This is a genomic window from Micromonospora sp. CNZ280 (assembly GCF_011759515.1).
Genome location: NZ_JAAOYP010000005.1, coordinates 44,440 through 70,593, shown reverse-complemented (window position 1 = coordinate 70,593; position 26,154 = coordinate 44,440). Strand labels below are relative to the sequence as shown.

General features: G+C 71.0%; 21 protein-coding genes. 10 read left to right on the top strand and 11 right to left on the bottom strand.

Features of this window, described 5'->3' with window-relative positions; translation table 11 throughout:
• Positions 1-29 precede the first annotated feature (29 nt).
• Positions 30-1,136, top strand: a complete 1,107-nt coding sequence (locus FHX32_RS30950) for an IS630 family transposase (RefSeq protein WP_109903726.1) — start codon at positions 30-32, stop codon at positions 1,134-1,136.
• A gap of 64 nt (positions 1,137-1,200) precedes the next feature.
• The gene (locus FHX32_RS30945) at positions 1,201-2,094 is read left to right on the top strand and encodes an IS982 family transposase (protein ID WP_167191227.1); all 894 of its coding nucleotides are present in this window, start codon (positions 1,201-1,203) and stop codon (positions 2,092-2,094) included.
• A gap of 80 nt (positions 2,095-2,174) precedes the next feature.
• Here the strand turns inward: FHX32_RS30945 and FHX32_RS30940 are convergent, their stop codons facing one another.
• A complete protein-coding gene (locus FHX32_RS30940; protein WP_208419617.1) occupies positions 2,175-3,401 on the bottom strand; it encodes an acyltransferase family protein in 1,227 nt (408 codons plus the stop codon).
• Between the two features lie 89 nt (positions 3,402-3,490).
• Between FHX32_RS30940 and FHX32_RS30935 the strand changes: the two genes are divergently transcribed.
• Together FHX32_RS30935 and FHX32_RS30930 are read left to right on the top strand one after the other, a co-directional pair.
• A complete protein-coding gene (locus tag FHX32_RS30935) occupies positions 3,491-5,950 on the top strand; it encodes a Tex family protein (RefSeq protein WP_167191223.1) in 2,460 nt (819 codons plus the stop codon).
• A gap of 290 nt (positions 5,951-6,240) precedes the next feature.
• Entirely contained in the window at positions 6,241-6,675 is a 435-nt protein-coding gene (locus tag FHX32_RS30930; protein WP_167191221.1) for a hypothetical protein, read from the top strand.
• A gap of 6 nt (positions 6,676-6,681) precedes the next feature.
• Here the strand turns inward: FHX32_RS30930 and FHX32_RS30925 are convergent, their stop codons facing one another.
• Positions 6,682-7,122: a DUF389 domain-containing protein gene (locus tag FHX32_RS30925; RefSeq protein ID WP_486481430.1), complete on the bottom strand. Its 441-nt coding sequence runs from the start codon at positions 7,120-7,122 to the stop codon at positions 6,682-6,684.
• Between the two features lie 215 nt (positions 7,123-7,337).
• Here FHX32_RS30925 and FHX32_RS30920 point away from each other — a divergent pair, with 215 nt between their 5' ends.
• The 4 genes from FHX32_RS30920 (at position 7,338) to FHX32_RS30905 (ending at position 11,845) form a co-directional block, all read left to right on the top strand.
• The gene (locus FHX32_RS30920; RefSeq protein WP_486481429.1) at positions 7,338-8,018 is read left to right on the top strand and encodes a sugar transferase; all 681 of its coding nucleotides are present in this window, start codon (positions 7,338-7,340) and stop codon (positions 8,016-8,018) included.
• A gap of 22 nt (positions 8,019-8,040) precedes the next feature.
• The gene (locus FHX32_RS30915; RefSeq protein WP_167191219.1) at positions 8,041-9,189 is read left to right on the top strand and encodes an aminotransferase class I/II-fold pyridoxal phosphate-dependent enzyme; all 1,149 of its coding nucleotides are present in this window, start codon (positions 8,041-8,043) and stop codon (positions 9,187-9,189) included.
• Positions 9,186-9,827 carry an acetyltransferase gene (locus tag FHX32_RS30910; RefSeq protein ID WP_167191217.1) on the top strand — a complete coding sequence of 214 codons (642 nt, stop codon included), beginning with the start codon at positions 9,186-9,188 and terminating at the stop codon, positions 9,825-9,827. Before FHX32_RS30915 ends, FHX32_RS30910 begins: the two co-directional genes overlap by 4 nt.
• Before the next feature lie 155 nt (positions 9,828-9,982).
• Positions 9,983-11,845, top strand: coding sequence for a nucleoside-diphosphate sugar epimerase/dehydratase (locus FHX32_RS30905; RefSeq protein ID WP_167191215.1), 1,863 nt, complete (start codon positions 9,983-9,985; stop codon positions 11,843-11,845).
• A gap of 291 nt (positions 11,846-12,136) precedes the next feature.
• Here the strand turns inward: FHX32_RS30905 and wecB are convergent, their stop codons facing one another.
• The 7 genes from wecB to FHX32_RS30870 all read right to left on the bottom strand — a co-directional run bounded on the left by wecB (position 12,137) and on the right by FHX32_RS30870 (position 20,627).
• Positions 12,137-13,261: a non-hydrolyzing UDP-N-acetylglucosamine 2-epimerase gene (gene wecB / locus FHX32_RS30900; RefSeq protein WP_167191213.1), complete on the bottom strand. Its 1,125-nt coding sequence runs from the start codon at positions 13,259-13,261 to the stop codon at positions 12,137-12,139.
• On the bottom strand, positions 13,258-14,496 hold the full coding sequence (locus tag FHX32_RS30895; RefSeq protein WP_167191211.1) for a glycosyltransferase family 4 protein: 1,239 nt from the start codon (positions 14,494-14,496) through the stop codon (positions 13,258-13,260). Before FHX32_RS30895 ends, wecB begins: the two co-directional genes overlap by 4 nt.
• Positions 14,493-15,620: an SDR family oxidoreductase gene (locus tag FHX32_RS30890; RefSeq protein ID WP_167191209.1), complete on the bottom strand. Its 1,128-nt coding sequence runs from the start codon at positions 15,618-15,620 to the stop codon at positions 14,493-14,495. Before FHX32_RS30890 ends, FHX32_RS30895 begins: the two co-directional genes overlap by 4 nt.
• Positions 15,614-16,708 (bottom strand): SDR family NAD(P)-dependent oxidoreductase, encoded by a 1,095-nt coding sequence (locus FHX32_RS30885; RefSeq protein ID WP_208419616.1) that lies wholly within the window; start codon positions 16,706-16,708, stop codon positions 15,614-15,616. The genes FHX32_RS30890 and FHX32_RS30885 overlap by 7 nt, the downstream gene beginning before the upstream one ends.
• 91 nt (positions 16,709-16,799) lie before the next feature.
• Positions 16,800-18,005, bottom strand: coding sequence for a glycosyltransferase (locus FHX32_RS30880; protein WP_167191205.1), 1,206 nt, complete (start codon positions 18,003-18,005; stop codon positions 16,800-16,802).
• Positions 18,006-18,057: 52 nt separating this feature from the next.
• Positions 18,058-19,341: an MATE family efflux transporter gene (locus tag FHX32_RS30875; RefSeq protein ID WP_167191203.1), complete on the bottom strand. Its 1,284-nt coding sequence runs from the start codon at positions 19,339-19,341 to the stop codon at positions 18,058-18,060.
• A 26-nt stretch (positions 19,342-19,367) separates the two neighbouring features.
• A complete protein-coding gene (locus tag FHX32_RS30870) occupies positions 19,368-20,627 on the bottom strand; it encodes an O-antigen ligase family protein (protein ID WP_208419615.1) in 1,260 nt (419 codons plus the stop codon).
• Positions 20,628-20,955: 328 nt separating this feature from the next.
• Between FHX32_RS30870 and FHX32_RS30865 the strand changes: the two genes are divergently transcribed.
• The gene (locus tag FHX32_RS30865; RefSeq protein ID WP_167191199.1) at positions 20,956-21,885 is read left to right on the top strand and encodes an NAD(+)/NADH kinase; all 930 of its coding nucleotides are present in this window, start codon (positions 20,956-20,958) and stop codon (positions 21,883-21,885) included.
• 17 nt (positions 21,886-21,902) lie between these two features.
• Here FHX32_RS30865 and pgm read toward each other — a convergent pair whose 3' ends face one another.
• Positions 21,903-23,546, bottom strand: coding sequence for a phosphoglucomutase (alpha-D-glucose-1,6-bisphosphate-dependent) (gene pgm, locus FHX32_RS30860; protein ID WP_167191197.1), 1,644 nt, complete (start codon positions 23,544-23,546; stop codon positions 21,903-21,905).
• A 73-nt stretch (positions 23,547-23,619) separates the two neighbouring features.
• Positions 23,620-24,852, bottom strand: a complete 1,233-nt coding sequence (gene glgC / locus FHX32_RS30855) for a glucose-1-phosphate adenylyltransferase (protein WP_167191194.1) — start codon at positions 24,850-24,852, stop codon at positions 23,620-23,622.
• A gap of 71 nt (positions 24,853-24,923) precedes the next feature.
• On the opposite strand from glgC, the gene glgA reads away from it, so the two are divergent.
• The gene (gene glgA, locus FHX32_RS30850) at positions 24,924-26,132 is read left to right on the top strand and encodes a glycogen synthase (protein WP_486481428.1); all 1,209 of its coding nucleotides are present in this window, start codon (positions 24,924-24,926) and stop codon (positions 26,130-26,132) included.
• The last annotated feature ends 22 nt before the right edge of the window (positions 26,133-26,154 follow it).

Below are 26,154 nucleotides of genomic sequence, written 5' to 3'. Positions count from 1 at the left end.
CCGTTACCAAAGTTGGTTAGGCTGTGGGTATGCCGCGAACGGGTCGCCCGAAAGCCGAGCTTGTGTTGTCCGATGTGGAACGTGAGACGTTGCTGTCGTGGTCGCGTAGGGCGAAAACGGCGCAGGCGTTGGCGTTGCGGGCGCGGATTGTGTTGGCGTGTGCGGAGGGTACGACGAACAAGGACGTCGCCGCGGCGTTGGGGGTGTGGCCGCAGACGGTGAACAAGTGGCGGGCCAGGTTTGTTCGTGACCGGCTGGAGGGCCTGTCGGACGAGTCGCGCCCGGGCGCGACTCGGAAGATCACCGATGAGCAGGTCGAGGCGGTGATCGTGAAGACACTCGAAGAGGCGCCGACCAACAACGACACGCACTGGTCGACACGGTCGATGGCCAAGGCCGTCGGGTTGAACCAGACCGCGGTCTCTCGGATCTGGCGGGCGTTCGGCCTCAAGCCGCATCTGGTGGACACGTGGAAACTGTCCAAGGACCCGCAGTTCATCGAGAAGGTCCGCGACGTGGTCGGGTTGTATCTCGACCCGCCCGACAAGGCCATGGTCCTCGCGGTCGACGAGAAATCCCAGATGCAGGCGTTGGACCGCAGCGCGCCGACGCTGCCGATGATGCCGGGTGTGCCTGGGCGGCAGACCCACGACTACATCCGGTACGGCACCACCAGCCTGTTCGCGGCGCTGGACGTGGCCACCGGCAAGGTGATCGGCCAGCACCAGCGCCGCCACCGGCATCAGGAGTTCCTGCGGTTCCTCAAGACCATCGACGCGAACACTCCGCCCGAGTTGGATCTCCATCTGATCTGCGACAACTACGCCACCCACAAGACCCCGGCGATCAGGACCTGGCTGGCCGCGCATCCCCGCTTCCACCTGCATTTCACCCCGACCTCGGGCAGCTGGCTCAACCTGGTCGAGCGCTGGTTCGCCGAACTGACCCGCCGCAAACTACGCCGCAGCAGCCACCGCAGCGTCAAGGACCTCGAAACTGACGTCAACGCCTGGATCGCCGCATGGAACGAAGACCCCAAGCCCTTCGTATGGGTCAAGACCGCCGACGAGATCCTGGACAACCTCGCCAACTACTGCACCAGAATTAATCAACTCTCCAACGACTCAGGACACTAGACGAGTAGTTCCGAAGTCAGGGGTCGATGTCTGGGCATGAAGAGAGGGCATCCAAGATCATGTTGTGACGCAAGACCTGGACACCCTCTTGACCGCACTGTACGTGAAGATCGACGACAGCATCCGCACGCCCCGGTGGCGGGGCCGGCCGCCGCTGTTGACCGACTCCGAACTGGTCTGCCTGGCCGTGGCGCAGGTTCTGCTCGGCGCCCGTTCGGAGGCCCACTGGATCCGCTACGCCCGTGTCCACCTGGCCGGCATGTTCCCGTACCTGCCCCAGCGCCCCGGGTACAACAAGCGCCTCCGCGCGGCGCTGCCGCTGGTCAAACAGGTGATCCGGGATCTGGCCCGTGACAGTGACTTCTGGTTCGACAACCACTGGATCGTCGACTCCACCCCGGTCCCGTGTGGCATGTCCCGCCCGACGGTGCAACGCTCGGACCTTGCCGGCTGGGCCGGATACGGCTACTGCGCCTCCCACTCCCGGTTCTTCTGGGGCCTGCGGCTGTACCTGGTCTGCACCCCGACCGGAATGCCGATCCTGTGGGCCCTGGCCAACCCGAAGATCGGCGAGCGAGAGGTCCTCGCCGCGATGCTGGAGGTCGAGGCCGGTGTGGTCGCCGAACACCCGGGCATCCTGCTGATCTCGGACAAGGGCTTCGCGTCCAAGGCATTCGAGCGGGACCTGGCCGAGCAGGGCATCGAACTGCTGCGGCCCTCCCGCAAGCGGGAGAAGGCCCGTTACGGCGAGGCGATGCTCAAGAAGGTCCGCCAGCTCATCGAGTCGGTCAACGACACCCTCAAGGGCCAGCTTGACCTGGAGGAACACGGCGGGCGTACCTTCGCCGGCGTTGCCGTGCGGGTGGCTCAGCGTCTCCTGGCCATGGCCGCCGCGATCTGGCACAACAACAAGACCGGCGCACCCGTCACCAGGTCACTGATCGCCTACGACCACTGACCGAACTTCGGAACAACTCGTCTAGCGGGTTGTCAACGGAAATGGCGGGGGTGCGGGAGCCCTGCGATCGACGACGAGGGCTAGCCAGCCTGCGGCGCCGGCTGGTCACGGTTCGTGTTTCCGCCGGCTCGGGAGCTGTACCGCTTGAGGCGCAGCGCCGGCCTTTCCACCAGGTGCCAGGAGGCGAACGCGAGCAAGCCGGTGAGCCCGATGACCGCGGTGACCAGCACGGTGTCGCGGAAGTGCCGGGCGGTACCCGACCAGATCAACAGGTTTATCACGGGCATGTGCCAGATGTAGACGCCGAAGCTCAGGTCACCCACCCGCTCGGTCATTCGGCGCAGCGCGGCGGGGCCGTAATGGCCGAGCCAGAACAGCAGGTACGCCAGTGGCAGCGCGACGGCGATGCCCACGACCATCGACCACGCCGCATCGGTGAGATGGCGTAGCGCGGTGCACGCCGCGTAGAGCAGGACGCTGCCCGCGGCCAGCGTCCAGTGGTGCGGCAGCCTCGTCCAGATTCGGCCGATCGCGATGCCGATGACGAAGAAGGCCAGCCAGGGCCAGAACGTCACGCCGAGCAACTTCCCGGCGAGCAGTTCGGTCGTCGGGCCGCCGAGGGCGGCCTGCAGCACGGTCCCGGCGACGCCAACGGCGAACGCCGTCGTGATCATGGCGCGGAAGCCGATCCGCTGGGCCAGCCACACCAGTCCGGGCAGTATCAGGTAGAAGCTGACCTCCACGGGGATGGTCCACAAGCTGCCGTTCAGCACACCGACGCCGAACCCGTCGAGCAGCGCCGGGTGGTACACGGGAATCAATGCCAGGTTGCTGACCGCCCAGGCCAGGAACGGCGTGCTGCCGACCGCGCCGATCGGCACGACCCGCAGGACCAGCAACACGGCGACGATGACCGCGAAGTAGACGTAGATTGCCGGGACGATCCGGAGGAATCTGTTCCGCAGGTACTCCCGCACGGGCCGGCCATCTCGACGGCACCGTTCCGCCGATGCGTAGACCATGCCGCCGCTGAGAATGAAGAACGCCATCACCCCGTCGAAGAACCACAGGCCGTTGTCCTGGCGGTACCACAGAAACCCGGCACCGAGGTGGGTGCTCGCATGCCCGACAACGACGGACACGGCGGCCAGCAGCCGAAGAGCGTCGAAGCAGTTCTGTCGCCGCTCGGTACGGGGCGTGGCGATTGGACTGGCGGTCAGGGTCACGTCGATGCTCCCGTTGCCTTGCTGCGCTGTCATTGAGAGGCGACCATGCCGGCCCGGTACGCGGCGTCGCCCGGTGACCAACGATCCCGACCCGGGCCCGTAACGGACCTTGGGCGGCAGCCGACCTTGAGGGAACCGCGCCGGAACCTTTCCGGCGAGGGGCCGGCAGAATGCAGGGCGGAACCCAGACCCGAAGGCGGATCGAGATCGTGACCCTCTCTGTTCATCAGCGGATCGCCGAGGAGCTCGGCGTCGCCGAGCGTCAGGTGCGGGCGGCCGTGGAGCTGCTCGACGGCGGCGCCACCGTGCCGTTCATCGCCCGGTACCGCAAGGAGGCCACCGGCCTGCTCGACGACACCCAGCTGCGCACCCTGGAGGAGCGGCTGCGCTACCTGCGCGAGCTGGACGAGCGGCGGGCCGCCGTGCTGGAGTCGATCCGCGGCCAGGGCAAGCTGGACGAGGCGCTGGAAGCGCAGATCATGGCCGCCGACTCCAAGTCCCGGCTGGAGGACATCTACCTGCCCTACAAGCCGAAGCGGCGGACCCGGGCGCAGATCGCCCGCGAGGCGGGGCTGGAGCCGCTGGCCGACACGCTGCTGGCCGACCCGTCCCGGGAGCCCCGGGAGGTGGCCGCCGGCTTCGTCGACGCCGACAAGGGGGTGGCCGACGCGGCCGCCGCGCTGGACGGCGCCCGGGCCATCCTGATCGAGCGGTTCGCCGAGGACGCGGATCTGATCGGGTCGCTGCGCGAGCAGATGTGGTCGCGGGGCCGGCTGGTCTCCCGGGTACGCGACGGGCAGGAGCAGGCCGGCGCCAAGTTCGCCGACTACTTCGACTTCGCCGAGCCGTACCCGAAGCTGCCGTCGCACCGGATCCTGGCGATGTTCCGGGGCGAGAAGGAGGGCGTGCTCGACCTGACGATGGACCCGGAGCCGGAGGGTGATTCCGACGCGCCGGCCACCGGCCCGACCCGGTACGAAGCGGCCATCGCCGGCCGCTTCGGCATCACCGACCAGGGGCGCCCGGCCGACCGGTGGCTGGTCGACACGGTGCGCTGGGCCTGGCGCACCCGGATCCTCATCCACCTCGGCGCGGACCTGCGGATGCGGCTGTGGCAGGCGGCCGAGGAGGAGGCGGTCCGGGTCTTCGCCACCAACCTGCGCGACCTGCTGCTCGCCGCCCCGGCCGGCACCCGGGCGACCATGGGCCTCGATCCGGGCCTGCGTACCGGGGTGAAGGTCGCCGTGGTGGACGCCACCGGCAAGGTGGTCGCCACCGACACGATCTACCCGCACGAGCCGCGCCGGCAGTGGGACGCCTCGATCGAGACGCTGGCCCGGCTCGCCGCCGCGCACCGGGTGGAGCTGGTCGCTATCGGCAACGGCACCGCCTCGCGGGAGACCGACAAGCTGGCCGGTGAGCTGATCAAGCGGCACCCGCAGCTCAACCTCACCAAGGTGGTGGTCTCCGAGGCCGGCGCGTCGGTCTACTCGGCGTCGGCGTACGCCGCCCAGGAGCTGCCCGGGCTGGACGTCTCGCTGCGCGGAGCGGTCTCCATCGCCCGGCGCCTGCAGGACCCGCTCGCCGAGCTGGTCAAGATCGACCCCCGGTCGATCGGGGTCGGCCAATACCAGCACGACCTGTCGGAGGTGAAGCTCTCCCGCTCGCTGGACGCGGTGGTGGAGGACTGCGTGAACGCGGTCGGGGTGGACGTCAACACCGCGTCCGCGCCGCTGCTGACCCGGGTCTCCGGCATCGGCGCCGGGCTGGCGGAGAACATCGTGCTGCACCGGGACGCCAACGGACCGTTCCGCTCCCGCGCCGAGCTGAAGAAGGTGCCGCGGCTCGGCCCGAAGGCGTTCGAGCAGTGCGCCGGCTTCCTGCGCATTCCCGACGGCGACGACCCGCTGGACTCCTCCAGCGTGCACCCGGAGGCGTACCCGGTGGTACGCCGGATCCTGGCGCACACCGGGCAGGACCTGCGGTCGCTGATCGGAAAGAACGCCATCCTGCGCGGGCTGCGGGCCACCGACTTCGTCGACGAGACGTTCGGCCTGCCCACCGTCACCGACATCCTCGCCGAGCTGGAAAAGCCGGGCCGCGACCCGCGGCCGGAGTTCCGCACCGCCACCTTCGTCGAGGGGGTGGAGAAGATCAGCGACCTGACGCCCGGCATGGTGCTGGAGGGCGTGGTCACCAACGTGGCGGCGTTCGGCGCGTTCGTGGACGTCGGGGTGCACCAGGACGGCCTGGTGCACGTCTCGGCGATGTCCCGGACGTTCGTCAAGGACCCCCGCGAGGTGGTCAAGTCCGGTGACGTGGTCCGGGTCAAGGTGCTCGACGTTGACGTGCCGCGCAAGCGGATCTCGCTGACCCTGCGACTGGAGGACGACGCGGAGCCCGGCGGCCGCCGGGAGCGCGGCGGCGGTCGCGGGGAGTCGGGCGGCCCGCGCGCCGACCGCGCCGACCGCGGTGCCCAGGGCGGGCGCGGCGGGCGGGACGGCCAGGGCGGACGCGGCGGCGGCCAGGGCGGACGCGGCGGTTCGCAGCGGCAGGGCCGGGGCGGTACGGCTCCGGCGCCGGCCAACGGCGCGATGGCCGACGCGCTGCGCCGAGCCGGCCTGGCCTGACGAGCCGCACGTCCTGGCGCGCGGCGACGCGATGCCGCGCCGGGCCGACCAGCCCGGCGCGGCGAGCCAGGTCGGTCCACGGTCGTCACGCCCTGTCGAGCTGCCCGCACAGACGGGGCAGGCCCCGAGGGCGCGGCGCGGAGCCCGGCCAGGCGACCACCGCGGGCGGGCAGGCGGGCGGCGACGAACGAGTGTGGGCACGGTGAACGGCGGCGCGGAGCCCGGCCGAGCGACAAGCGCGGCGGGTAGGCGGGCGGTGGCGGACGGGCGGGTGGGCGTACCGTCGCCTCGTGAGTGAGGTGGACGGCCTGGACTGGCGGGAGCGGCAGCGCCGCGCGGTGCGCGCGCACGCGGCGGCCGACGAGCAGCGCCGGGCGGCGGAGCGGGCCGAGGCCGCCGAACTGGTGGCCGGGTTCGTCGCCGAGGCGACCCGGCGCGGGCTGGCCACCACCCGGCTGGCCGCCCGCGACTACGCCGGGAGCGGCCGCTACCGGACCCGGCTCACCGGCTGGTACGTCGACCGGGCCCGGACCCGGGCGGTGGACGTCGACGGGCGGTTCCACCTGCTGACCGTGCCCGGCGGTCTGCGGGCGCGGCTGTTCGGCGCCGAGCCGCAGCCCAGCCCGCCGCCGCTGATCGTCGGGGAGGGCGGCCGGGACGGCGAGTCCGTCCCGCTCCGGGCGCTGCTCGCCCGCCGGCTCGATGCCGGCGACGGCTGGCCGTGAGCTGACTCAGCGCCCGCGCCGCGCGGGCCGCCCGGCCTCCCGTCGGGCCAGCCGCCACCAGCCCAACTGCTGTACGGCGAGGGTGAGCAGCCCGGCGAGCACGATCGCACACAGGTTGATCAACAGCTGGAGCGCCGAGCCGGCCGCCTCGTTCCAGACCCGGTAGACGGCGGCCACGGCGACGTTCGCCGCGACCGGGACCGTGGTGACCGAGATCAGCACGCCGACCAGGCTGCCGGACTCCTTCGAGGTGAGCGAGAGCATGCCGGCCACCCCGGCGAGCAGACCGACCACCCAGGAGAGCGCGTCGGGCCGCCAGATGAAGTCGGTCAGCGGCCGTTCGGCCAGCAGCATGTCCCGGGTGACCAAACCGGCCAGGTCCAGCGCCCAGGTGCTCAGCACGGTGGCCACCATGGCGGCCAGGAAGCCGACCACCAGCGCCCGCACCGACCGGAGGATGACCCGGCCGCGCCGCCGGAGCAACGCCCACCCCAACCCGATGGTCCTGCGGGATCCAGCTGGTCAGGGCCGTGTCCTCGGCAGGAGTTCCGGGGTTGATCCGACTGGTTACCGCCCGAGTGTCGTAATTCGGCCCCACTGCGAGCTAACCGCCTGTTACAAACCGTTTGTTGTCAGATGACTTATTGCGGGAGGTCGAAACGGTGCCTGGTCTCGCGATTGCGCCCGAACGCCGGCCGCGGCGGCAGGGCCGGCCCGAGCGGGGCAAGCGGATCCTCGACGTGACCGTGGCCGCCGTGCTGTTGCTGCTCGCGACGCCGGCGCTGGTGGTGGTGGCGCTCCTGGTCGCGCTGGGACTCGGCCGCCCGGTGCTGTTCCGCCAGCGTCGCGCCGGGCTGCACGGCCGGCTCTTCGACGTGGTCAAGTTCCGCACCATGCGGGCGCCCGATCCGAGCCGCGGGCTGGTCACCGACGGCGACCGGCTCACCCCGCTGGGCCGCTGGCTGCGCGCCACCAGCCTGGACGAGCTGCCCACGCTCTGGAACGTGCTGCGCGGCGACATGAGCCTCGTCGGGCCGCGCCCGCTGCTGCCGGAGTACCTGCCCCGCTACTCCCCCACCCAGGCCCGCCGGCATGAGGTGCGGCCCGGAGTCACCGGACTGGCCCAGGTACACGGCCGCAACGGCCTGGGCTGGGAGGAGAAGTTCCACCTCGACGTGGAGTACGTCGACAACCGCTGCCTCCGGCTGGACCTGTCGATCCTCGTGGCGACCGTCCGCACGGTGCTGCGCCGCGAGGGCATCGCCGCGGCCGGTTCCCCCACCGCCCCCGAGTTCCTGGGCACACCGAACCGGCCGGCGTCCCTCGATCGCACCCCGGCATGACCACCTGCCCCGGAGGCGCCTGATGAGCCCGACCATCCACCTGTCACCGCCCGACGTCGGGCCCCTGGAGGAGTCGTACCTGCTCGCCGCCCTGCGCTCGGGATGGGTCGCGCCGGTCGGCCCCGACCTCGACGCGTTCGAGCGCGACGTGGCCGAGCGGGTGGGCGCCCGCGGTGCGGTCGCGGTGAGCTCCGGCACCGCCGCCCTGCACCTGGCCCTGCTGGGCGTCGGGGTCGGACCCGACGACGTGGTCGTCGTGCCGACGCTGACCTTCGTGGCCACCGCGAACGCGGTCCGGTACACCGGTGCCCGGCCGGTCTTCGTCGACTGCGACCGGCGCACCGGCAACGTCGACGTGCCGCTGCTGGCCGAACTGCTGCGCCGGCTGGCCGCCAGTGGCGAGCGGGTCGGCGCCGTGGTGCCGGTGGACATGTTCGGCAGCTGCGCCGACTACACGGCCCTGCTGCCGCTCTGCGCGGAGGCCGGCGTACCGGTGGTGGAGGACGCGGCCGAGGCACTCGGCGCCCGGCACGGCGGGCGGGCGGCCGGCACCTTCGGCCGGATCGGCGCCCTCTCCTTCAACGGCAACAAGATCATCACCACCTCCGGGGGCGGCATGCTGGTCTCCGACGACCTGGCGCTGCTGGCCCGGGCCCGGCACCTGGCCACCCAGGCACGCGAGCCGCTACCGCACTACGAGCACCGCGAGACCGGTTACAACTACCGGTTGAGCAACCTGCTGGCCGCGTTGGGCCGGGCCCAGCTGGTCCGGCTGGACGGCATGATCGCCCGCCGCCGGCAGTTGCGCGACCGGTACGCCAAGCTCTTCGCGCCGGTGCCCGGGGTCGAGCTGATCGGCGCGGAGGACGCCGAGTCGAACTGTTGGCTCACCTGCATCCGGGTGGACCCCGAACGGGCCGGTTGGCGGACCGCCGACCTCGCGACCCACCTGGCCGGGCGGGAGATCGAGACGCGGCCGGTGTGGCAGCCGATGCACCGGCAACCGGCCTACGCCGGGGCCGAGAGCCTGCTCACCGGGGCGGCCGACGCGCTCTTCGCCGAAGGGCTCACCCTGCCCAGCGGCAGCGCGCTCACCGAGCCGCAGATCGGATACGTGCTCGGCGCGATCGAGGAGTTCCTGTCCCTGCGGACCGGAGCGGCGACGGCGTGACGATCCCACTGGTGGTGGTCGGCTGCGGCGGCCACGGCCGGGAGGTGCTGACCATCGCCCGGGCCGTCAACGCCGCCGGCCGGCCGCGCTGGCGGCTGCTCGGTTTCCTCGACGACCGGCCCGCCGAGGAGAACCTGAAGCGGGTGCAGCGGCTGGACGTGCCGTACCTGGGCGGGCTCGCCTGGTTGCGCGACGCGCCGCCGGACACCCACCACGTCATCGGCATCGGGGATCCCCGCGTCCGGCGGGCGGTCGGGCAACGCGTCGACCGGTACGGCACGCCGGCGGCCAGCCTGGTCCACCCGGCGGCCACGATCGGCCCGGACACCGAGCACGGGCCGGGGTTCGTCGCGTTCGCCGGCGCCCGGGTCACCACCAACGTGACCATCGGCCGGCACGTACACCTCAACCAGAACGCCACCGTCGGGCACGACAGCACCCTCGCCGACTACGTCTCGGTGAACCCGCTCGCCGCCGTCTCGGGTGACTGCCAGCTGGCCGAAGGGGTGCTGATCGGCACCACCGCGGCGGTGTTGCAGGGGCTGCGCGTCGGACGGGACAGCACGGTCGGCGCGGGCGCCTGCGTGGTCCGGGACGTGCCGGAGGGCGTGGTGGTGAAGGGCGTGCCCGCCCGGTGATCGGGATCGTCCGCGCGGCGCCCGCCGCAGGTATGTTCGGCCGTCAATCGCAAAAACGCCCAAAGAGCGAGTTTCGGCATGTAACTACTTAAACGAGCACAAACCTTTCCCACCAGCACCTGGTGGAAGTGGCCGGAGACCGGACAGGAGCACACATGCCGCGGGACACACAGAGCACCCGTACGGAACCGACATCGCGGACCAGGGCACGCCGCCGGGCCACCGGCTTCCTCGCCACGGACACCACGGCGTGGATCGGTGGCTTCCTCGCGGCCGTCTGGACCCGGTACGAGTTCCAGCTGCCCCCGGGCATGCTCGGCCGCGCCGCCGGCGTGGGCGCGGTCGCCGCCGTCGTACACGTCGCGGTGGCAGCACTGCGCCGGCTCTACTCCGGCCGGCATCCGCTGGGCAGCCTGCAAGAGGTGCAGGGCGTGGCCGGTACCACGATCACCACCGCCGGCATCGTGCTGCTGGGACTGCTGCCGTCGGTCGACCGGCCGGTGCCGGCGAGCACTCCGCTGGTCGGGGGCGCCCTCGCCCTGCTCTTCATGCTCGCCGCCCGGTTCGCCTACCGGCACCGCCGGGATCTGGCCATGCGGCCGGACATCCGCTCCTCCACGCCCGTCCTGCTGTTCGGCATGGGCGACGCCGGGCAGGGCCTGCTACGGGCGATGCTCAGTGACCCGCGCGGCCGGTACCTGCCGGTGGGCGCGCTCGACGACGACCCGGACAAGCGCGACCTGCGCATCGGCGGGGTGCGGGTGCTCGGCGGCCGGCACGACGTCGGTGCCGCCGTCCGCCGCACCGGGGCCAGCACCGTCATCTTCTCGGTCGCCAACGCCGACGCCGCGCTGATCCGGCAGATCCGGGAGGCCACCCTGCAGACCGGCGCCGCGTTCAAGGTGCTGCCTCCGGTCCGCGACCTGGTTGACCACCGGATCACCGTCACCGACGTACGCGACGTGCGGATCAGCGACCTGCTGGGCCGCCGCCAGGTCGTCGCCGACCTGCCCCTGACCAGCAACAGCATCGCCGGCCGCCGCGTCCTGGTCACCGGAGCCGGCGGCTCGATCGGCTCCGAGCTGTGCCGCCAGCTGATGAAGGCCGACCCGGGCGAGCTGATGATGCTCGACCGGGACGAGTCGGCCCTGCACAGCCTGCAGATGTCGCTGGCCGGGCGGGCCCTGCTTGACGGCCCCGAGCTGATCCTCGCCGACCTGCGCGACGACGAGGGCGTCCGCCGGATCATCCAGGAACGCCGGCCGGACGTCATCTTCCACGCGGCCGCGCTGAAGCACCTCACGCTGCTGCAACGGCACCCCGGCGAGGCGGTGAAGACGAACGTCTGGGGCACCCTGTCGGTGCTGGACGCCTGCCGCGACGTGGCCAGGTTCGTGAACATCTCCACCGACAAGGCGGCCGACCCGATCAGCGTGCTCGGCTACTCCAAGCGGATCACCGAACGGCTGACCGCGCACGCCACCTCCCGGTTCCCGGGCACCTTCCTCAGCGTCCGGTTCGGCAACGTGCTGAGCAGCCGGGGGTCCGTGGTGACCGCGTTCCAGCGGCAGATCGAGACGGGCCGCCCGCTGACCGTCACCCATCCCGAGGTGACCCGCTATCTCATGACGGTGCAGGAAGCGGTGCACCTGGTGTTGCAGGCTGCGGAGATCGGCCGGGACGGCGAGGCGTTGGTGCTCGACATGGGCGAGCCGGTGCGCATCGCCGACCTGGCCCGGCAGCTGGCCGAGCAGGCGGACAGCTCGGTACCGATCGTCTACACCGGCCTGCGGCCCGGCGAGAAGCTGCACGAGGACCTGCTGGGCACCGGCGAGACCGATAACCGGCCGCTGCACCCGCTGATCTCGCACGTGAGTGTCCCGGCGCTGGACCCGCTCGAGGTCAGCGGGCTCGACCCGTACGACGAACCGGAGCGGGTCATCGCGCAGCTCGCGCTCCTCTGTGCCCAGTCGTCCGGGCTCCGCGACGGCTCGGTGCAGGTGCCACTCTCACGCTGACCACACGTGTCGACCTGCCGCCCGCGATCACCGGGGCGGCGGGTCGTTCCGTGTCCTCCCCCGTCGCGGGAACCCCAGAGTTCCGGCCCACCCAGGGCGGCGGTTCGCGCGATGGATCGCACGCGGGTCGCCCGACCGTGACCGGATCGAGGGGTCGGCTCGGAGATCCGGCGAGCCACGACCCGGCAACTCGCGCAGCGACAAGCGGCGCCAGCGGGGGTGCGACCGATTCTGCGGAAGCGATGCGGGCCGGTGACCGGAATGCCGGTCACCGGGCCCCTGGGAACAGCGTCAGCGGCGGATGCCGGCCCAGTCGTGGTGGCGGCGGACGGTGGACAGGATGAAGTCGACCACCCGGCGCGAGGTGTCCGGCACCCGGTAGTCGGCCGGGCAGGGCACGCCGTGCGCGGCCACCTGTTCGACGGTGACCTCGACCGCCTCCACCACACCCTGGGGGTCAAGACCGGTCATGATGATGCCCCCGGCGTCCAACGCCTCCGGGCGTTCGATCGACTCGCGCAGGGTGACCGCCGGGAACCCGAGGATGGCCGACTCCTCGCTGATCGTTCCGCTGTCCGACAGCGTGCAGTAGGCCCTGGTCTGCAGGTGCACGTAGTCGAGCAGGCCGAACGGCTCGTGGAACGCGATCCCGTCAAGGGCGGTGACGTCCGGCGCCAGCGCCTCCAGGCGCTTGCGGGTACGCGGGTGGGTGGAGACCAGCACCGGGTAGCCCCAGCGGTCACGGACCGCGCGCAGACAGTCCAGCAGCATCGCAAGCCGGTCCGGGCGATCGACGTTCTCCTCCCGGTGCGCGCTGACCAGGAAGTACCGCCCGGACGTGAGCTCCAACTGGCGCAGGATCGTCGATGCGGCGATGTCCACCCGGTAGTGCTCCAGCACCTCGCGCATCGGCGATCCGGTGTGCAGGATCCGCCGCGGGTGCAATCCCTCGGCCAGCAGGTTGCGCCGGGCATGCTCGGTGTAGACCAGATTGAAGTCGGCGACGTGGTCGACGAGCCGTCGGTTGGTCTCCTCCGGCACGTTCAGGTCGAAGCAGCGGTTGCCGGCCTCCATGTGGTAGACCGGCATCCGCATCCGCCGCGCCATCAGGGCGGCGATGCAGCTGTTGGTGTCTCCGAGCACCAGCAGCGCGTCCGGTCGCAGCTCGGCGATGGCCGTCTCGACGCCGACCAGCACGCCGCCCAGCACCCGGCCGAGCGAGGACGTGTCGACCCGGAGAAAGCGGTCCGGCTCGCGCAGCCGCAGTTCGGTGAAGAAGACGTCGGAAAGCGTGCTGTCCCAGTTCTGACCGGTGTGCACGAGCACGTGGTCGACGGTGTCGTCCAACCGGGCGATCACCCGGGAGAGCCTGATGATCTCGGGTCGGGTACCGACCACCGTCATGATCCGGGTCATGGCCGTCCTTTTTCCGCGGCCACCTTGGCCAGAATGTCCTCGATCTGGTCGACGCCCGCCCGGAGCGACATCCGGTCCCGGTAGACCTGGCGGGCCCGGTTACCCAGCTCGGCCCGGGCCGCCGCCGGCCGGGCCGCCGCCTCGATGAAGCGTTCGGCCAGTGCGCGCCAGTCCTCGGGCGGGCAGACCAGTCCGACGCCGGTGGAGCGAACCAGCGCGGCGGCATCACCGCCCACCGCCGCGATCACCGGCGCGCCGCAGGCCAGCGCGGCCTGCAGTTTCGACGGGATGGTGCCGCGCAGGGCCGGTAGGTCGCGCAGGCAGACCAACTGCCAGTCGGCGGCGGCGTACAACGCGGCCATCTGCTCGGGCGGACGACGGCCGACGAACCGTACGTTGTCGGCTCCGAGCTCGGTGGCGAGCCGCCGCGCGGCGTCCTCGTCGGCGCCCGAACCCACCAGCACCAGGTCCATCCGGTCGCCGACGGCGGCCGCCGCCCGGATGGCCGTCTCGATCCCCTGCAACAGTCCCAGGTTGCCGGCGAACATCACGGTGCAGCGGCCGCGAAGGCCGAGCACGGCACGGGCCTCGTCGGTGGCCGGCACCGGGCGGAAGAGGGCGTCGTCGGTCCAGTTCCACACCACCCGCACCCGAGCCGGGTCGGCCCCCCGCTCCACCATCAGGTCGGCCATCGCGGGCGAGATCACCACGATGGCCCCGGCCAGCCGATACGTGGTCCGCATCAGCGCGGTCAGGCCGCGCTCCAGGAGGCGGCCACGCCGACCGGTCGGCGCCATCCCCGACTGCAGCACCGACTCGGGCCACATGTCCTGCACGTGCAGCACGATCGGGGTTCGCCGGGCCGCCCGGACCAGTGCCGCGGCGGCGATGGCGGTCGGTGGCGGGTGGTAGACGTAGGTCACGTCTACGCCGCCCAGCCAGCCGAGACCGGCCAGCGCGCTGCTGGCCCCGAAGGAGAGATGGCTCAGCGCCCGCCGGGCGGCCGAGGTGTCGTGGCTCGGGTACGCGGGCACTCGCCGGATCGCCACCCGGCCGTCGATCTCGCGGTGCCGCCATCGCTGCCGCCAACCGGGAAAGACCCGACCGTGCGGGTAGCTCGGAAAGGTGGTGAGCACCCGCACGTCGTGGCCCCGTTCGGCGAGCTGGTTGGCGAGGTTGCCCGGGATGAACACTCCCTCGGGCGGATACCACTGACTGACCAGACCGACCTTCACGCGGCGACCGCCACGGGCGCCGGGCGAGCCGGCTCCACCGGCTCGGGCCAGGTGTCCGGCCGGGCCGGGTCGAACAGCTCGTTCGTCCAGAACATGGTGACCAGTTCGTCCGGGCCGGTGTTGACCAGCTTGTGCACCCACATGGTCGGCATGTCGATCAGCACCGGCTCGGCGCCGGTGACCGGGAATCGGAGCACCTCGGTGTCACCGACTCGGCGCAGGCTGATCTCGGCCGAACCGCGCAGCACCACGAAGCGTTCCACCTTGGCCAGGTGGAAGTGTTCACCGCGGGTGATCCCCGGGCGGGTGGTGGAGCAGAAGGTCTGACCGGCGCCCCCGTGGGCCTTGACCGTCTCGACAAGCTCGCCCCGGGCGTCCGCCCGGCGCGGCAGGGCCAGCGGGTAGTGCGCCGGGAAGCAGTGGGAGCGGTAGGTGTTGAACAGTCGCAGGTCGTGCCGGTCCAGCAGGGACGGAATCTCGCCGGTGCGGTAGACGGCGGCGATCCCGGTGAGCCGGTCCGCGAGGTCTCGGACGCCGGTCCGCAGTGCCGGCATGGCGGGGTCCCACGACCCGCCGGCCGGTATCCCGGCCAGCCGGGCCGCCGCATCGGTGACGTGCACCAGGGCGAGTTCCCGGTCGCCGTGCACCTCGGGCCGCCCGCCGTCGGCCAGCAGTCGGCAGAAGGTGGCGACCGCGGAGTTGTAGTGTGGCCGGCCATGCTCCCCGTACAGGTTCGGCAGCAGCAGGTCATCGAAGGGCAGCCCGACGTCGGCGAGGATGCCCGCGGCGGTGGCCTTGGCGTCGCCGTACGGAGTGCCGTTGCCGGCCTGCACGGAGTTGGCGAAGACCAGGGCGCCGGGCGGGGTCGGACAGCGCCGCAGCCCTTCGGCGAGCCGAACGGCGAGGTCGACGTTGCCACCCGCTACCTCAGCGGGCTCCCCCCGATTCACCCCCGCCAGGTGCAGCACCCGGTCGACCCCGGCGACCTTCGCGGCCACCTGCTCCGGGTAGGCCAGGTCGGACCGGGTGACGACGGCCGGCTCGGGCCAGCCGAGGGCGCGCAGCAGCACCTGCACATGCCATCCGAGGAAGCCTCCGGCACCGGTGATCGCGAGCCTCAGCACGCCAGCACCGGATCCCGTAGGGCCAACTCGGCGCGGACCTCCGGCAGCGTCTTCAACAGCTCGACGATCTCCGGTACGCCCAGCCGCGGTGCGTTGGCCGAGTTGAAGTCCTCGGCCGGTCCCGGCCCGAGCTCTCCCTCGGAGACGTAGAGCGCGTAGTTCAGGTCACGGGCGTCCAGCGGCACCCGGAGGAAGTCGCCGAAGTCGTCGGCCTGGACGAGTTCCTCCCGGCTGGCCAGCGTCTCGTCCTGCTTCTCGCCGTGCCGTACGCCGATCACGTCGAGCTTGGCCGGTACGTCGAACAGCTGGCAGACAGCCTCGGCCAGGTCGCCGATGGTGCAGGCGGCGGCCTTGCGAATGAAGATGTCGCCGGCCCGGGCATGCTGGAAGGCGTGCTCGACCAGCTCCACCGATTCCTCCAGCGACATCAGGAACCGGGTCATCCCCGGGTCGGTCACCGTGGGCGCGCGGCCGGCCCTGATCTGCTCGATGAAGAGCGGGATGACCGAGCCACGCGAGTACATGACGTTGCCGTACCGGACGCACGAGACGGTGGTGGCGCTGTTCGGGTTGTTCCGCGCGTGCGCCTGCGCCACCTTCTCCATCAGCGCCTTGGTCATGCCCATCGCGTTCACCGGGTAGACGGCCTTGTCGGTGCTCAGCACGACCACCGAGCCGACCCCGTTGCGCTCCGCCGCCTCGACGACGTTGGCGCTGCCCACCACGTTGGTGCGGACCGCCTCCAGCGGGAAGAACTCGCAGGACGGCACCTGCTTCAGGGCGGCCGCGTGGAAGACGTAGTCGATGCCACGGCTGGCCCGCAACACCGAGTCGTAGTCCCGCACGTCGCCGACGTGGTACCGGACCCGGTCGTCCCCGAGCAGTCGGCGCAGCGCGTCCTGTTTGGCCTCGTCCCGGCTGAGCACCCGGACCTCCTCGACCCCTCGGTCGAGGAGCCGGCGCACCATGGTCTGACCGAATGATCCGGTACCACCGGTGATCAGTACCCGGCGCCCGTTCGTCGTCAACGTCACTGCGGCTCCGTTCGTCGCAGGCCGATCGTCCAGGCTCTCTCCCCCTGGCCACATGGCTCGGCCACAAACCGGGCAACGAGCCAGATACGGACAGGAAACGCCAAACGACGCAGGAGGCTCGAAAGTTCACGCCGGCCGACGGCGATCAGGCGACAACCTGACGCATCAGGCTCTGGAGAGCGGGGGCGCATGCCTTCTCCCACGACATCCGCTCCCGGGCCGCAGCGGCCGCCTCGTTGACCGCCACGCACGTGCGCTCGGCGTCGTCGCGTAGCCGGAGTATCGCGTCGACGTAGGCCGAGGGTCGCCGTGGATCAACGAGGACACCTGCGGCGGAGGTCTCGACAAACTCCCTCGCGCCGGTCAGGTCCGACGCCACGACAGCGAGACCGACGGCCACGTACTCGTAGAGCTTCGTGCTCACGCACAACGACGCCTGGCCCACGTCCTGCAGGAAGGAGATGCCGATCCCGCAGCTCGCGAGGAGTCGGGACAGCTCGTGAGCGGGCAAGGGGTCCACCAGGGTGAGGTTCGCCGGCGTTCCGTGTCGCTGCAGCAGATCGGAAAACGCCGCTCGCGCCGACTCGGACGGGAACCGCCGCACCACCACGAACTCCACCCCGGGTGCCACTCGGGCAAGTTCGTAAGCCACAGGCAGGAGTACCCCGGAGCCGAACTCCGGGGTGAGGCTCCCGGTGTGGACCACGCGATTCAACAGTGACGCCACCAGTGGCCGGTGATGGTCACCGAGCGCGTCCTCGGACGGGAAGTTGGGTGTGGCCACGGCGGGAACGCCGGTCGCGGCGAGGCGCGACGCGATGCGGTCGCTCACCGCATTGACTCCTGCCACCCTGGCTGCGTAATGCCGTTCGAGCCCCGCGATCAGGCGCCGGGCCCGCCCGCGCAACCAGGGCGGGCCGGGAAGGCGGTGAGAGTAGTACTCCGGATAATACTCATGGACGTCATAGATCACCGGCCGGCCCGTGCGACGCGACCAGGCACAGGCCGCCCGAAGCAGGTAGAAGTCGTGGATGTGCCAGGCGTCAGCCTCTCGGGACTCGGCTAGCCGCACCACCGTGGGCACGAGTCCGAGACGATGGCGGATTGAGCGCACCTCAGGCAACCGGGTCTCCCACACTCTGGGATGCGGACGGCGGTGCGTCGAGCCACCACCGAGCCAGATGAGGTCGATGTCGTAGCCGGCGTCGAGCGCGGATTGAGCGCAACGAAGCACACGTTGATCGCCGGTCGGATGAACCGTCGGGATACAAACGGTGCGGCCCAACCGGGGCGCCGCGGGCACACGAAGACGCCACCGATCCGTCCGGATCTCATCATTCAAGGTGTCCATGTCTCTCCGTTTGATCGGGTTTCGCGGTCGGGGATCGGCATTCCCACCCACATCACGCATCACTGGTGCGGAGCATGAGCCGGTCTTTCCTCTCGTCGTTGCTCCGTACGGCGACCACCGCTCGCCGAATGCCTTTCAGCGCCTGCCGCGAGAGCAGAACATGGGCCAGGTAGGCACCGACCATCGCCGTCGAGTAGAGCGCCACCGCCACCCGCAGGTCCGACCAACCGGCCAACAGTGGCAGGAAGGCCACCACCGCCACACCGAGTCGGCCGACGTCCCAGATCAACTGGCGCCGGTTGAACCCGGCTCCGGACAGCGTCTGACTAAGCGGTGCCACCGCGAACTGGCCGACCAGAAAGGGAGTAAGCAGCAGCAACATCGGGCCAACGTGAATCCACTGCGGCCCCAACACCTGCGCCGCCGAGGCATACACGCCGAGCGAGAGGGCCGTCAGCATTGCGGCACCGCAGATCGACAGTCCCGTCAGCGCCCGATCGTAACTGGCCAGAGCCCGCTCCTGCGCCGACCGCAACTGGTGCGCGATCTCTCCGTACAGAATGGGCATCAGTGCCTGCCCGAACAGCGCGGACGGGAGTGCACCCACGCGGAGTGCGAGTGCCAGGTCGGCGGCATGGGCACTGCCCACGGCCACGGCGGCGACGAACAGCGGCACGTTCATGGTGAGCCCGTTGATCAGGCCGGCGGGAGCGGAGGCAACCATGAATCCACGGTGGCGGTTCAGCACCTCGCGAACGCCGCACCGCGCTGCCGCCTCTTGTGGAGCCGGCCGGACCAGCACCAACCCGGCTGCGGCGTACCCGAGTGCGGTCGCGACCAACAAGACGGCGGCGGTCCGACCGAACAACCCCAACCCGACCTGGCCGACCCCCTGCACCACGGCGGTCAGTAGTTTCGAGGCGGCGACCAGGCCGTATCGGCGGTCACGAACGCGCGCGTAGACGAGGGTCGTCGACAGGCCGATGGCCGTGGTGGCGGCACCGAGGGCGACCGCCTCGATCATCGCGGCGAGACCGACGACGGCTGTCAGTCCCTGCCAGCACAGCGCGGCCACCATGACCAGGGAGCCGACGGTGAGGTTGAGGCGGCGCGCGGTACGCAGGAGTACAACCGCGTCGGCGGCATCAGCTGTTGTCGCCGCAAGATCCAGACGGAGGGAACTCGCTCCGCCAAGGACTGCGGCGACCGCCGCGAGGGCGGCGTATCGCCCGAAAGCCTCGGGTGCGTAGATCCGCGTGATCACCAGGAGGACGCCGAGGTTCACCATCTGGGCGAGGGCCAGGCTCGCGAAGGCGTGAAGTCCCCGGTGGGACACTTTCCGCACCCGCCGTGCGGCTTGTCTCATCGTGGCGCTGTGACGAGGGTCGGAGCCTTGGCGGATACCACATGTCGGGGCCGTGTCCTCGGTTTCGGTCGGGCGGCGAGAACAGCGGCGCACAACACCCACACCAGGTGGTTGCCGTTGATGTCCGAGCTGAACAGAGAGTTCACGAACGCGAACACCAGCAGGCAGGTGCCGGCCGCGACGGAAGGATCCGCCGCGGCGTTCGTCCTGACTGCCTTGATGAGGGCGAACGCTAGTAGCAGAAGTCCGGCCACCGCCGCCAAGCCGCCCTCGACCGCTACCTCCAGCGGAAGGTTGTGCGGGTACACGACGTGTTCCCGGCCCGGAACGACCGCCAAGAGGCCAACCGGTACGACCGAGGCGAAGTCACCCCAGCCCAGCCCGAGCGGATGCGCCACGACGGCGTCCAGCGCGAGGTGCGACAACAGCACCCGGGCCTCGGACGACTGGTCGAGTGGGCCACCGAAGAGCACCTCGAACCGGGAGGCGACAGCCTCCGGGAGGAAGGATGAGGTGAGGGCGATCGCGAGTACGGCACCCAGCCCGGCTACCGGGAGTGCGGTGCGCAGTCGGCTGCCCCGGCTGCGGATCGCGGCCAAGGCGATCGCGGCCGCGACCAGCGCAACGACCGGTCCTCTGGACCCGGTCAACACCAGCGGCACGGCGAGCACGGCAGCGGTTACGAGCGCCGCCATCCGAATTCGACGGACCAGGACACCCAGGCAGAGCAGAGCCACGACCGCGTAGCCGATGGCGCGCGCCGTTGTGATCGTCGCGCCTCCCCGCAGCACCACCGCATCCCTCGTCTCGAACAGAGGATCAGGGAAGGCGATCGCCAACACTGCCACCAGCGAACCGAGAAATGCCAGCACCCATAGAACGGCCATCCTTCGCGCCGGACGGTCGAACGCCAGAAGTGATCCAAAGACAAAGAGCGGCATCATCGTTACCATCTGCAGTACTTTGCTCGCCGAATACGGGCCGAACGACGTCAGCAACAGCGCAGGCGAAAATGACAGAAACAGCAAGATGAAAGGCCACACCCCATGCGGTGCGCGGAATCCCCGGGCGACCCAAATGCCCATCGACACCAGGATCACCGCACAGAGGTCCAGGTAGACGAGCAGGTGCTCGCCGGCCGCAGCCGAGCCGAGCAGCGGAGCGAGCGCATCCGCCACAACGGCGGAACCGTCCAGGAGAATCGCCACAGGCAATCCCACGAACGGCAGGACGAGGGCGATGTCGCTGGGTCTCACACGCAAATCGGCAGTGGGCGCGGCGGCGTCATCCGAACGGACGGCTGCGGGCCGCGAGGGGGCGCAGGCATGCATACAGGGTCCTTCCCGTCCGGCAACGATCGGATAAACGACGCACTGCCGGATCGGTCACGAGCACGCGCGCGTAGAGCAACGTATGCCCCTGCCCGCACGGCAATCGTCAACTGACGGGCGAAAAAATCATGTGCAGCTCACGTTCACCAGTCTCGCCGCGAGCACGGCGAGATCACCCCTCCGCCGGCACTCGACCACCACGCACCTGCCGCTAACATCGTCGTGGCGGCCAGGAATATGGTGAGCTGGGACCATGAAACGGATCCGGCTCGGGCTGGTGCTGCACCCCACCCGGGACGTCTCCGAGGTGGTCGGGACCATCGCCGACTGGGCTGCCCGGCACCGGATGGGCCTGGCGGTACGCGCCGAGGACAAGCACCGGGTGCCGGCCGTGGTCGAGCCGCTACCGGTCGACGAGGTGGCCGCCACGTCGGACGCCCTGGTCGCCATCGGCGGGGACGGCACGATGCTCGGCGCGCTGCGCTCCGCGGTACACGACCCGAAGCCCGTGCTCGGCGTGCACGTCGGCAAGCTCGGCTTCCTGGTGGAGGTGGAGCCGCCGGATCTGCCACGAGCGCTGGAACGGCTGGCGAACAAGGACTTCACCGTCGAGCGGCACAGCTGCCTGGCCTGTGACGTCTGCGGCGACGACGTGGTCGCGTTCAACGACGTCGCGCTGGTCCGCCAGCCCGGTGCCGGCTTCGTCAACGCCACCCTCTCCGTCGACGGCCAGCAGTACGGCTACTACCGCTGCGACGCGCTGGTGGTGAGCACCCCGACCGGGTCGACCGCGTACAGCTACGCCGCCGGCGGACCGCTGATCTCCCCCGCCACCGACGCGGTGGTGGTGACGCCCTCCGCCCCGATGTCCGGCATCTCCCGTTCGGTGGTGCTCTCCCCGGAGGAGACCATCCGGCTGGACCTGCGCCCCGGCTCCGGGCCGGTCGCCGTCGAGATGGACGGTGTGATCATCCGGGACGCCGCGACCGAGGGGTCGCTGCAGGTGCGCTACCGGCGGGACGCCGGCCTGGTGGTCCGCCTGGACCCGCGCCGCTACCAGGAGCGCAACCAGCTCAAGCTGAGCCTGCTGGATCTCCCGCTGCTCCCCGAGCAGCTGCGCGAGCTGCTCCCCGAGAACCTGCGCCAGCAGCTCAACCGCCGCGAGCTGCCCCCACCCCGCTGAACCGGGTCGAGGGCGGCTCAGGCCTGCTTGAGTACCTCTGAGACCAGGTCCTTCGCCTCCTGCTGGATCCGGGTGAGGTGCTCCGGGCCCTGGAACGACTCGGCGTAGATCTTGTAGACGTCCTCGGTGCCGGAGGGCCGGGCGGCGAACCAGCCCGACTCGGTGGTCACCTTGAGGCCACCGATCGGCGCGCCGTTGCCCGGCGCGGTGGTGAGCGTCGCGGTGATCGGCTCGCCGGCCAGCTCGGTCGCGGTCACCTGTTCCGGGGAGAGCTTGGCGAGCACCGCCTTCTCCTCCCGGCTCGCCGGGGCGTCGATCCGGGCGTACGAGGGCGCGCCGAAGCGCTCGGCCAGCTCGGTCCAGTGCTGGCTGGGGGTGCGCCCGGTGGTCGCGATGATCTCGGCGGCGAGCAGGCAGAGCAGGATGCCGTCCTTGTCGGTGGTCCAGGTGCTCCCGTCGCGGCGCAGGAACGACGCGCCGGCGCTCTCCTCGCCGCCGAAGCCGACCGCGCCGTCGAGCAGCCCGGGCACGAACCACTTGAAGCCGACCGGCACCTCCAGCAGCGGGCGGCCCAGGTCGGCGGCGACCCGGTCGATCATCGACGAGGAGACCAGGGTCTTGCCGACCGCGGCGGCCGGTCCCCACTCGGTGCGGGTGCGGAACAGGTGGGCGATCGCGACCGCCAGGTAGTGGTTGGGGTTCATCAGCCCGGCGTCGGGGGTGACGATGCCGTGCCGGTCGGCGTCGGCGTCGTTACCGGTGGAGACCTGGTAGTCGGCGCGGGCGGCGATCAGCGAGGCCATCGCGTTCGGCGAGGAGCAGTCCATCCGGATCTTGCCGTCGCCGTCCAGGGTCATGAACCGCCAGGTGGGGTCGACGGTCGGGTTGACCACTGTCAGGTCCAGCCGGTGCCGCTCGGCGATCTCGCCCCAGTAGGCCACGCTCGCCCCGCCGAGCGGGTCGGCGCCGACGCGCACGCCGGCGGTGCGGACCGCGTCGATGTCGAGCACCGCCGGCAGGTCGTCCACGTAGCCGGCGAGGAAGTCGTACGTCCCGGTGGTGTCGGCGACGCGGGCCCGGGCGTACGGGACGCGCTTGACCTCGGTCAGCCCGCCGGCCAGGATCGCGTTGGCCCGGTCCTGGATCCACTTCGTGACGTCGGTGTCCGCCGGGCCGCCGTGGGTGGGGTTGTACTTGAAGCCGCCGTCGTCGGGCGGGTTGTGCGACGGGGTGATCACGATGCCGTCGGCGAGCCCGCCGGTGCGCCCCCGGTTGTGGGTCAGCACGGCGTGCGACAGCGCCGGGGTGGGGGTGTAGCCGTCCCGGCTGTCCACCAGCACGGTGACCCCGTTGGCGGCGAGCACCTCCAGCGCGGTCACCGCGGCCGGGGCGGAGAGGGCGTGGGTGTCCCGGGCGAGGAAGAGCGGGCCGTCCGGGCCGCGCTCGCGGCGGTGGTCGCAGAGCGCCTGGGTGACGGCGAGGATGTGGTCGGAGTTGAACGCGTTGCGCAGGCTCGACCCGCGGTGGCCGGAGGTGCCGAAGGAGACCTGCTGCGCCGGGTCGTGCGGATCCGGGTGCTCGGCGTAGTAGGCGGTCACCAGCCTCGGCACGTCGACCAGGTCGGCGGGCTCGGCGGGCTGGCCGGCACGGGGATGGGCCACTGCGGCTACCTCCTCAGGCGGGACGGACGTCGACTCTTTCCCTCGGGCGGGTGGGGTCACACGTGGCGTCGGCTCACGGCTCCACCCGCTGACCCTTGCCGATCACCACGACGCCGTTGTCCGACACGGTGTAGCGCTGCCGGTCCTTCTCCAGGTCGATGCCGATCTCGGCCCCCTCGGGGACGACCACGTTCTTGTCGAGGATGGCCCGGCGGACCACGGCGTGCCGGCCGATCTCGACGCCCTCCATCAGCACCGAGCCGTCGACGTGCGCCCAGGAGTGCACCTTCACCTTCGGCGAGACGACCGAGTTCTCCACCAGCGAGCCGGAGATCACCGCGCCGGGCGAGACCATCGAGGCGACCGCCCGGCCGACCCGCTCACCCCACTGGTGCACGAACTTCGCTGGCGGGTACGGCGGCTGCTCGGTGTAGATCGGCCACTCGAAGTTGTAGAGGTTGAAGACCGGGTGCACGTTGATCAGATCCATGTGCGCGTCGTAGAACGAATCGAGCGTCCCCACGTCGCGCCAGTAGCCGCGGTCGCGGTCGGTGCTGCCGGGTACCTCGTTGTCGCGGAAGTCATAGACGTTCGCCTCGCCCCGCTCGACCAGCATCGGGATGATGCTGCCGCCCATGTCGTGCTTGCTGGACTTGTCCTCCGCGTCGCGCTCGACCACGTCGCAGAGCGCCTTGGTGGTGAAGACGTAGTTGCCCATCGAGGCGTAGATCTCGTCGGGGGCGTCGGGCAGGCCGACCGCGTCGGTGGGCTTCTCGCGGAACGCCCGGATCCGCCGGCCGTCCTCGCCGACCTCGATGACGCCGAACTGGTCGGCCATCGACAGCGGCTGCCGGATGCCGGCCACGGTGACCGCGGCGCCGGAGGCGATGTGGTCCTCCACCATCTGCCGCGGGTCCATCCGGTAGATGTGGTCGGCGCCGAAGACGATCACGTAGTCGGGCTGCTCGTCGTGGATCAGGTTGAAGCTCTGGTAGATCGCGTCGGCCGAGCCGGCGAACCACCAGGGGCCGCGGCGCTGCTGCGCCGGCACCGGGGTCACGTAGTTGCCCAGCAGGGTGGACATCCGCCAGGTCTTGGTGATGTGCCGGTCGAGCGAATGCGACTTGTACTGGGTCAGTACCACGATCTTGAGGTAGCCGGCGTTGGCCAGGTTGGAGAGGACGAAGTCGACCATGCGGTACATCCCGCCGAAGGGGACGGCCGGCTTGGCCCGGTCCGTGGTGAGCGGCATCAGGCGCTTGCCCTCCCCGCCGGCCAGGACGATCGCGAGCACCTTGTCAGCCATGCTCCGACGCTATCCATCCGCGTCGGACTTCACCACTCGTACGGGCACACTTCTGCACTAGGGTGCGGGGGGTGACGGACTCCCCTCAGCTGCGCGTCGACCTGCTCACCCGGGAGTACCCGCCGGAGGTGTACGGCGGGGCCGGGGTGCACGTCGAGTACCTGGCCCGGGAGCTGCGCCGGCTGGCCGAGGTGCGGGTGCACTGCTTCGGCGCGCCACGCACCGAGCCGGGCGTCACCGCGTACGCCGAGCCGTTCGCCCTGACCGGCGCGAACGCCGCGTTGCGCACGATGGGGGTGGACCTGGAGATGGCGGCCGGCTGCGCCGGCACCGACGTGGTGCACAGCCACACCTGGTACGCCAACCTGGCCGGGCACACCGCGAAGCTGCTGTACGGGGTGCCGCACGTGGTCACCGCGCACAGCCTGGAGCCGCTGCGGCCGTGGAAGGCCGAGCAGCTCGGCGGCGGCTACGCGCTCTCCTCCTGGTGCGAGCGGACCGCGGTGGAGGCCGCCGACGCGGTGATCGCGGTCAGCGCCGGGATGCGCCGCGACGTGCTGGCCGCGTACCCGGAGGTGGACCCGGAGCGGGTCCGGGTGGTGCACAACGGCATCGACACCGGGCAGTACGCGCCGGACCGGGGCACCGACGTGGTGGACCGGCTCGGCATCGACCCGGCCCGGCCCAGCGTGGTGTACGTCGGCCGGGTCACCCGGCAGAAGGGGCTGCCGTACCTGCTGCGGGCGGCCCGGGACCTGCCGGCGGACACCCAGCTGGTGCTGCTCGCCGGCGCGCCGGACACTCCGGAGATAGCGGTCGAGGTGGAGAACCTGGTGCACGAGCTGCGGGCCACCCGGTCGGGGGTGGTCTGGGTGGCCGAGATGCTGCCCAAGCACGAGGTGATCCAGGTGCTCACGCACGCCACCGTCTTCGTCTGCCCGTCGGTCTACGAGCCGATGGGCATCGTCAACCTGGAGGCGATGGCCTGCGAGACCGCCGTGGTGGCCACCGCCACCGGCGGCATCCCGGAGGTGGTCGCCGACGGCGAGACCGGGCTGCTGGTGCCGATCGAGCAGGCCACCGACGGCTCCGGCCGCCCGCTGAACCCGGCGGCCTTCGTCGCCGACCTGGCGACCCGGATCAACGAGGTGCTGGCCGACCCGGAGCGGGCCGCCGAGTTCGGCCGGGCCGGCCGCCGCCGGGCGGTGGAGCACTTCTCCTGGGACACCGTGGCCCGGCGGACGCTGGAGGTGTACCGGTCGGTGGGCGCCGCCGGCTGAGCCGCGCGGGAACGGATCACGC

What these genes read in the sequence shown, in the direction of transcription:
- FHX32_RS30950 (WP_109903726.1), top strand. Translation starts at nt 30, where the DNA reads ATGCCGCGAACGGGTCGCCCGAAAGCCGAGCTTGTGTTGTCCGATGTG.
- FHX32_RS30935 (WP_167191223.1), top strand. Translation starts at nt 3,491, where the DNA reads ATGCAGGGCGGAACCCAGACCCGAAGGCGGATCGAGATCGTGACCCTC.
- FHX32_RS30915 (WP_167191219.1), top strand. Translation starts at nt 8,041, where the DNA reads ATGAGCCCGACCATCCACCTGTCACCGCCCGACGTCGGGCCCCTGGAG.
- FHX32_RS30905 (WP_167191215.1), top strand. Translation starts at nt 9,983, where the DNA reads ATGCCGCGGGACACACAGAGCACCCGTACGGAACCGACATCGCGGACC.
- wecB (WP_167191213.1), bottom strand. Translation starts at nt 13,261, where the DNA reads ATGACCCGGATCATGACGGTGGTCGGTACCCGACCCGAGATCATCAGG.
- FHX32_RS30885 (WP_208419616.1), bottom strand. Translation starts at nt 16,708, where the DNA reads ATGTGGCCAGGGGGAGAGAGCCTGGACGATCGGCCTGCGACGAACGGA.
- FHX32_RS30880 (WP_167191205.1), bottom strand. Translation starts at nt 18,005, where the DNA reads ATGGACACCTTGAATGATGAGATCCGGACGGATCGGTGGCGTCTTCGT.
- FHX32_RS30865 (WP_167191199.1), top strand. Translation starts at nt 20,956, where the DNA reads ATGAAACGGATCCGGCTCGGGCTGGTGCTGCACCCCACCCGGGACGTC.
- glgC (WP_167191194.1), bottom strand. Translation starts at nt 24,852, where the DNA reads ATGGCTGACAAGGTGCTCGCGATCGTCCTGGCCGGCGGGGAGGGCAAG.